The following is a 5,490-nucleotide window of genomic DNA, read 5'->3' on the forward strand; positions in this document are numbered from 1 at the left end:
GGATGCCGGTGGACTGTGCGAGCGCCTCGACCACGATCGCGGTGAGCGCGCCCTGCCGGAGTTCGCCGGTGAGCAGGCGGACCAGGAAGGACTGTTCCTCCTCGGTCGCGGCGGTGAAGAGCTCGGTCAGCAATTCGCGGCGCCGGTTGGTCGAGCCCTTGCCGTTCAGGCCGGTGAGCTGGGAGAAGATGTCGTCCACCGCGCCGACGGTGAGGCTCGCGTCGCCGCTCGGCGGGGTCTCGAGCCCGGCCACCGTGCGCCACCCGGCCCCGATCCGGCCCTGCACCAGCTCGCCGGACAACCATGCCACCACGGTCCCGATCTCGGACGGGTCCGCGGCGCCGAAGAGCTCGGCCAGCGCGGCGGTTTTCGCCTTGCGCGACCGGGTCGCCCGCACGGCCGCGGAGGCCGTGACGACATCGCTGAACAGCACCCAACGACAGTATCGCGAGGGTGTGACACAGAGCTCGAGCCCCGTTGTTAAGAATCCATTGGCAAGCCTGCGAAACCGCCCCTAAACTGGACATATGGCCAAGACCTATGTCGGAGCGCGGCTGCGCCAGCTGCGGACCGAACGTGGGCTGAGCCAGGTCTCGCTGGCGCAGAAACTGGAGATCTCGGCCAGCTATCTGAACCAGATCGAACACGACGTGCGACCGCTCACCGTGCCGGTGCTCACGCGCATCAACGAGGTCTTCGGCGTCGACCCCACCTTCTTCTCCGCCCAGGACGACACCCGGCTCATCGCCGAGCTGTCCGAAGTGGTGATGGACGCCGAGCTCGGCATCGAGGCCGACACTCAGCAGATCGCCGACATGGTCTCCGCCCATCCGTCGATGGCGCGCGCCCTGGTGGCCATGCACAACCGCTACCGCAACACCAGCGCGCAGCTGGCCGCCGCCACCGAGGACCGGTTCGCCGACGGTTCCGGCAGCGCCGCGATCAGCAAGCCGCACGAGGAAGTGCGCGACTACTTCTATCAGCGCCAGAACTACATCCACGAATTGGATACCGCCGCAGAGGATCTCACTGCGCGCATCCGGTTCCACGGTGGCGAGGTGAGCACCGAGATCGTGCGCCTGCTGCGTGCGCACGGCGTGCGGATCAACGAGCGCATCGACCTCGGCGAGGGCGTGCTGCACCATTTCGATCCCGAGAGCAAACAGCTCGAGATCTCCCCACACCTGTCCGGTGGGCAGCGCACCTTCAAACTCGCCGCCGAACTCGCCTACCTGGAATGCGGCCCGCTCCTCGAAAAACTGGTCGACGAGGGCAATTTCGCCTCCGATGCCTCGCACAAACTCGCGATGCTCGGCCTGGCGAACTACTTCGCGGCCGCGATGGTCTTGCCCTACACGCACTTTCACGAAGTAGCCGAGAATTTCCGCTACGACATCGAACGCCTGTCGGCGCATTTCTCGCAGAGTTTCGAAACCATCTGCCACCGCCTGTCGACCCTGCAACGGCCGACCCTGCGCGGCGTCCCGTTCTCCTTCGTACGCGTCGACCGCGCGGGCAATATGTCGAAGCGCCAGTCCGCCACGGGTTTCCACTTCTCGGCCAGCGGCGGTACCTGCCCGCTCTGGAACGTCTACGAGACCTTCGCCTACCCCGGCAAGATCATGACCCAGATCGCCCAGATGCCCGACGGCCGCAAATACCTCTGGATCGCGCGCACCGTGGAACGCCGCGCCACCCGCTACGGCCAACCCGGCAAGACCTTCGCGATCGGCCTCGGCTGCGAGCTGCGCCACGCGGGCCGCGTCGTCTACGCCGACGGCATCGACCTCGGCGAAGCCAACGCCACCCCCATCGGCGCGGGCTGCCGAGTGTGCGTGCGCTCCAACTGCCCCCAGCGCGCCTTCCCGCCGCTGGGCAAGGCCCTCGACATCAGCGAACACCGCAGCTCGGTCTCGCCCTACCTCATCAAATAGCTGCTCAGAAGGCTTCCTCCGGGACCGCCATGATGTCGTTGTCGATGGCGGCGAGGATGTTCTTGGTAGCGGTGAGTTCGGGGAGGACATTCTTGGCGAAGAAACTCGCCGCGGCGACTTTGCCCTGGTAGTAGGGGCGGTCCCGCGGTGCGGCGTCGGAGGCCAGGGCGGCGGCGGCGATGTCGGCCTGGACCAGCAGGCGCCAGGCGATGAGGAGATCGCCGACCGCCATCAGGAAGCGAACCGAGCCGAGGCCCACCTTGTAGAGCTCGGTGGGCTCGCTCCGGCCCGCCATGGCGTAGCCGGTGAGGGTGGCGGCCATCGCGCCGACGTCGGCCTGGGCGGTGCGCAGCAGGGCGCGCTCGGTGGCGAAACGGCCGGTGTCATTGTCCAGGTAGACGCCGATCTGCGCGTTCACGTGGGATAGGGCGACGCCACGATCGCGAATGATCTTGCGGAAGAAGAAGTCCTGGGCCTGGATCGCCGTGGTGCCCTCGTAGAGCGAGTCGATCTTGGCGTCACGGATGTACTGCTCGATCGGATAGTCCTGCAGATAGCCGGAGCCGCCGAAAGTCTGCAGCGACTCGGCGAGCAACTGGTACGCGCGCTCGGATCCCACGCCCTTGACGATCGGCAGTAGCAGATCGTTCACGCGGTGCGCGGTCTCCGGATCGGCACCGGACACCAGCTGCGCCACATCCGCGTTCTGATGCGCGGCGGTATACAGATACACCGCTCGCAACCCCTCCGCGTAGGCCTTCTGCATGGCCAGCGACCGGCGCACATCGGGGTGATGGGTGATGGTGACGCGCGGCGCCGCCTTGTCGGCGACCTGCGTCAGATCCGCGCCCTGCACCCGCGTCTTGGCGTACTCGAGCGCGTTCAGATACCCGGTCGACAACGTCCCGGACGACTTCACACCGACCGTCATCCGCGCGTTCTCGATCACCTTGAACATCTGGGCGATGCCGTTGTGCACATCGCCGACCAGCCAGCCCTTGGCGGGCACCGCGGTGCCGCCGAAGGTCACCTCGCAGGTCGGCGAGGACTTGATCCCCATCTTGTGCTCGACCCCGGTCACGTACACACCGTTGCGGTCGCCCGGTTCCAGCGTCTGCGGATCGAAGAGGAACTTCGGCACGTAGAACAGCGAAAGCCCCTTGGTGCCGGGGCCGCCGCCCTCCGGCCGGGCGAGCACCAGGTGGAAGATGTTCTCGGCCGTATCCCCCACGTCACCGCCGGAAATGAACCGTTTCACCCCGTCGATGTGCCATGACCCGTCGGGCTGCGGCACGGCCCTGGTGCGACCGGCGCCGACATCGGATCCGGCATCCGGCTCGGTGAGCACCATGGTCGCCTGCCACCCGCGCTCGAACCCGCCCTGTGCCCAGCGCTTCTGTTCGTCGTTGCCGATCTCGTAGAGCACCGAGCCCATCATCGGGCCCATGTTGAAGAAGCTGGCCGCCGGATTGGCACAGATGATGAGCTCGTTGATCGCCCACATCAGCGCGTTCGGGGCGGCGGTGCCGTCCATACCCGCCGGCATGGCCAGGCGGTACCAGCCCGCTTCGTGCACCACGTCCACCGTCTTGCGCAGCGGATCGGGCACGGTGATGTCGTGGGTATCGGGGTGGAAGACCACCGGGTGCCGGTCTGCCTCGGCGAACGAGTCCGCGATCGGACCTTCGGCCAGGTGTTTCACCTCGTCGAGGAGCTGGCGCACCGTATCGGAGTCCAGGTCGCCGTAGGCGCCCGTGTCCAGAACCTTGTCCAGGTTCAGGACCTCGAACAGATTGAACTCGATGTCACGCACGTTCGCCTTGTAGTGCCCCATTGGGCCCTCCTCGACTGACCGCACACGGCCGATTGCCGTGTGGCTCGGCGGCTCGACGTTGTACAAATCGAAGCGTGCCGCACCTGCGCGCCCCTACGCAACCGTAGGCAAGGCGACCCTTCTCCAGCTGTCGCCGACGAACAATTCACACGGACGAAACAGACGAAACGGGCACGTGACCGAGAGACATTCGGGTGCAACAAGTTCCATCTACTGTCTCGAATCACGAATACAGCTTCTGTATACAACTCGGTGTACATCCAGTCTCCGGGGCAGACAGCGGCGGTATTCGTTGTGGCGCGTGTGGCGCCGCCGTTACACCTGATGAGGAGAACCGCCCCATGTCTGAATCCCGTTTGGTCAAGGCACTTGTCGTGCCTGCCGCGGTGGCCGTCGCCGGCCTGCTGCTCACCGGCTGTGGTGCGCGCGACGACGCGTCGACCGGCTCGACCGCAGCCTCCTGCGTCGACACCAGCAAGGACACCATCAAGGTGGGCTCGCTGCACTCGCTGTCGGGCACGATGGCCATTTCCGAAGTCACCGTGGCCAATTCGACCAAGCTGGCGATCGACCAGATCAACGCGGCGGGCGGCGTCCTCGGCAAGAAAATCGAGATCGTCCTCGAAGACGGCGCCTCGGACCCCAAGACCTTCGCCGAGAAGGCGGAGAAGCTGATCAGCTCCGACTGTGTCGCTTCGGTGTTCGGCGGCTGGACCTCGTCGAGCCGCAAGGCCATGAAGCCCAAGTTCGAGAGCCTGAACTCGCTGCTCTACTACCCCGTGCAGTACGAGGGTCTGGAAGATTCCAAGAACATCTTCTACACCGGCGCCACCACCAACCAGCAGATCATTCCCGCGCTGGACTACCTGAAGCAGAAGGGCATCAAGTCCCTCTACCTGGTCGGCTCCGACTACGTCTTCCCGCAGACCGCCAACCGCGAGATCAAGGCCTACGCCGCGGCCAACGGGATCGAGATCAAGGGCGAGGACTACACCCCGCTCGGCTCCACCGACTTCTCCACCATCGTCAACAAGGTGCGCGCCGCCAAGGCGGGCGCGGTGTTCAACACCCTCAACGGTGACTCCAACGTCGCCTTCTTCCGCGAGTACACCAACGCGGGCCTGAAAGCCGCTGAGATGCCGGTGGTTTCGGTATCGATCGCCGAGGAAGAGGTCGCGGGCATCGGCGCGCAGAACATCGCGGGCCAGCTCACCGCCTGGAACTACTACCAGACAGTCGACTCCCCGGCGAACAAGAAGTTCGTCGCCGACTACAAGGCGGCCTTCGGCGCCGACAAGCCCACCTCGGACCCGATGGAAGCCGCCTACGCCTCGGTGTACCTGTGGAAGAACACCGTCGAGAAGGCGAAGTCGTTCGCCGTGGCCGACATTCAGGCCGCGGCCGACGGCGTGAGCTTCGACGCCCCCGAGGGCACCGTCACCATCGACGGCTCCAACCACCACATCACCAAGACCGCCCGGATCGGCGAGATCCGCCCCGACGGCCTGATCTACACCGTCTGGGATTCCGGCAAGGCCATCACCCCGGACCCGTACCTGAAGTCCTACGAATGGGCCAAGGGCCTCAAGTAAACAGCCCGACAGATGTGGGACGCGCAGTGCGCGCGTCCCACATCGCCCCATCTCCAAGGAGTCCACTGCAATGGACGTGCTGATCAGTCAGCTCTTCACCGGGCTGAGTCTGGGATCCATTCTTCTGCTC

Annotated in this window: 3 protein-coding genes and 1 pseudogene; 2 read left to right on the top strand and 2 right to left on the bottom strand. The window is 65.6% G+C overall.

All coding sequences use genetic code 11. From position 1 onward, the window contains the following. A pseudogene (locus ACFWF3_RS22450) lies at window positions 1-433 on the bottom strand (ATP-dependent DNA ligase); the annotation flags it as partial. 94 nt (window positions 434-527) lie between these two features. Between ACFWF3_RS22450 and ramB the strand changes: the two are divergent. Next, window positions 528-1,934 (top strand): acetate metabolism transcriptional regulator RamB, encoded by a 1,407-nt coding sequence (gene ramB, locus ACFWF3_RS22455; RefSeq protein WP_379315156.1) that lies wholly within the window; start codon window positions 528-530, stop codon window positions 1,932-1,934. Between the two features lie 4 nt (window positions 1,935-1,938). Here ramB and ACFWF3_RS22460 read toward each other — a convergent pair whose 3' ends face one another. Further along, window positions 1,939-3,768: an acyl-CoA dehydrogenase gene (locus tag ACFWF3_RS22460; RefSeq protein ID WP_379315157.1), complete on the bottom strand. Its 1,830-nt coding sequence runs from the start codon at window positions 3,766-3,768 to the stop codon at window positions 1,939-1,941. A gap of 341 nt (window positions 3,769-4,109) precedes the next feature. Between ACFWF3_RS22460 and urtA the strand changes: the two genes are divergently transcribed. Beyond that, window positions 4,110-5,360 (top strand): urea ABC transporter substrate-binding protein, encoded by a 1,251-nt coding sequence (gene urtA / locus ACFWF3_RS22465; RefSeq protein ID WP_056814694.1) that lies wholly within the window; start codon window positions 4,110-4,112, stop codon window positions 5,358-5,360. Window positions 5,361-5,490: the final 130 nt, after the last annotated feature.

It is taken from the genome of Nocardia sp. NPDC060220, assembly GCF_042727815.1.
GTDB lineage: Bacteria > Actinomycetota > Actinomycetes > Mycobacteriales > Mycobacteriaceae > Nocardia.

Excerpts from the sequence above, each read along its gene's own strand:
- ACFWF3_RS22460 (WP_379315157.1), bottom strand. The coding sequence starts at position 3,768 with ATGGGGCACTACAAGGCGAACGTGCGTGACATCGAGTTCAATCTGTTC.
- ramB (WP_379315156.1), top strand. The coding sequence starts at position 528 with ATGGCCAAGACCTATGTCGGAGCGCGGCTGCGCCAGCTGCGGACCGAA.
- urtA (WP_056814694.1), top strand. The coding sequence starts at position 4,110 with ATGTCTGAATCCCGTTTGGTCAAGGCACTTGTCGTGCCTGCCGCGGTG.